Raw genomic sequence first — 1,882 nt, forward strand, 5'->3', positions numbered from 1 at the left:
AAAAAGAGAAATAAGTTCATTAACATATTGAATTGACAGCGTAGATAATAACTGGAAACGGTTATTATCAACAAAAAAGAATAAACCATTTTGAGTACCAACATTTAATTCCATTAGTTGTTAAAAGTAATAGTCGAAAGACTTAAAAATTTAACGATGAAGAGTTTGATCCTGGCTCAGGATGAACGCTAGCGGCAGGCTTAACACATGCAAGTCGAGGGGTAACAGGGAGCTTGCTCCGCTGACGACCGGCGCACGGGTGCGTAACGCGTATGCAATCTACCTTTTACAGGGGAATAGCCCAGAGAAATTTGGATTAATGCCTCATAGTATATTGAAGTGGCATCACTTTAATATTAAAGATTTATCGGTAAAAGATGAGCATGCGTTCTATTAGTTAGTTGGTAAGGTAACGGCTTACCAAGACTACGATAGATAGGGGCCCTGAGAGGGGGATCCCCCACACTGGTACTGAGACACGGACCAGACTCCTACGGGAGGCAGCAGTGAGGAATATTGGACAATGGGCGAGAGCCTGATCCAGCCATGCCGCGTGCAGGAAGACTGCCCTATGGGTTGTAAACTGCTTTTATACAGGAAGAAACACTGCTACGTGTAGCAGCTTGACGGTACTGTAAGAATAAGGATCGGCTAACTCCGTGCCAGCAGCCGCGGTAATACGGAGGATCCAAGCGTTATCCGGAATCATTGGGTTTAAAGGGTCCGTAGGTGGATGATTAAGTCAGAGGTGAAATCTTGCAGCTCAACTGTAAAATTGCCTTTGATACTGGTTATCTTGAGTTATTATGAAGTAGTTAGAATATGTAGTGTAGCGGTGAAATGCATAGATATTACATAGAATACCAATTGCGAAGGCAGATTACTAATAATATACTGACACTGATGGACGAAAGCGTGGGTAGCGAACAGGATTAGATACCCTGGTAGTCCACGCCGTAAACGATGGTTACTAGCTGTTCGGACTTCGGTCTGAGTGGCTAAGCGAAAGTGATAAGTAACCCACCTGGGGAGTACGTTCGCAAGAATGAAACTCAAAGGAATTGACGGGGGCCCGCACAAGCGGTGGAGCATGTGGTTTAATTCGATGATACGCGAGGAACCTTACCAGGGCTTAAATGTAGATTGACAGGACTAGAGATAGTTTTTTCTTCGGACAATTTACAAGGTGCTGCATGGTTGTCGTCAGCTCGTGCCGTGAGGTGTCAGGTTAAGTCCTATAACGAGCGCAACCCCTGTTGTTAGTTGCCAGCGAGTCAAGTCGGGAACTCTAACAAGACTGCCAGTGCAAACTGTGAGGAAGGTGGGGATGACGTCAAATCATCACGGCCCTTACGTCCTGGGCTACACACGTGCTACAATGGTAGGGACAGAGAGCAGCCACTGGGCGACCAGGAGCGAATCTATAAACCCTATCACAGTTCGGATCGGAGTCTGCAACTCGACTCCGTGAAGCTGGAATCGCTAGTAATCGCATATCAGCCATGATGCGGTGAATACGTTCCCGGGCCTTGTACACACCGCCCGTCAAGCCATGGAAGTTGGAAGTGCCTGAAGTCCGTCACNGCCACTGGGCGACCAGGAGCGAATCTATAAACCCTATCACAGTTCGGATCGGAGTCTGCAACTCGACTCCGTGAAGCTGGAATCGCTAGTAATCGCATATCAGCCATGATGCGGTGAATACGTTCCCGGGCCTTGTACACACCGCCCGTCAAGCCATGGAAGTTGGAAGTGCCTGAAGTCCGTCACCGCAAGGAGCGGCCTAGGGTAAAGTCGATAACTAGGGCTAAGTCGTAACAAGGTAGCCGTACCGGAAGGTGCGGCTGGAACACCTCCTTTCTAGAGAAAGACGACTATTGGA

Annotated in this window: 1 rRNA gene; it reads left to right on the top strand. The window is 47.8% G+C overall.

Going from position 1 to position 1,882, the window contains the following annotated elements:
- Positions 1-153 precede the first annotated feature (153 nt).
- A 16S ribosomal RNA gene (locus AC0UBM_RS18320) occupies positions 154-1,860 on the top strand.
- Positions 1,861-1,882 lie beyond the last annotated feature (22 nt).

The sequence above is a fragment of the Formosa sp. F44 genome (genome assembly GCF_056238645.1).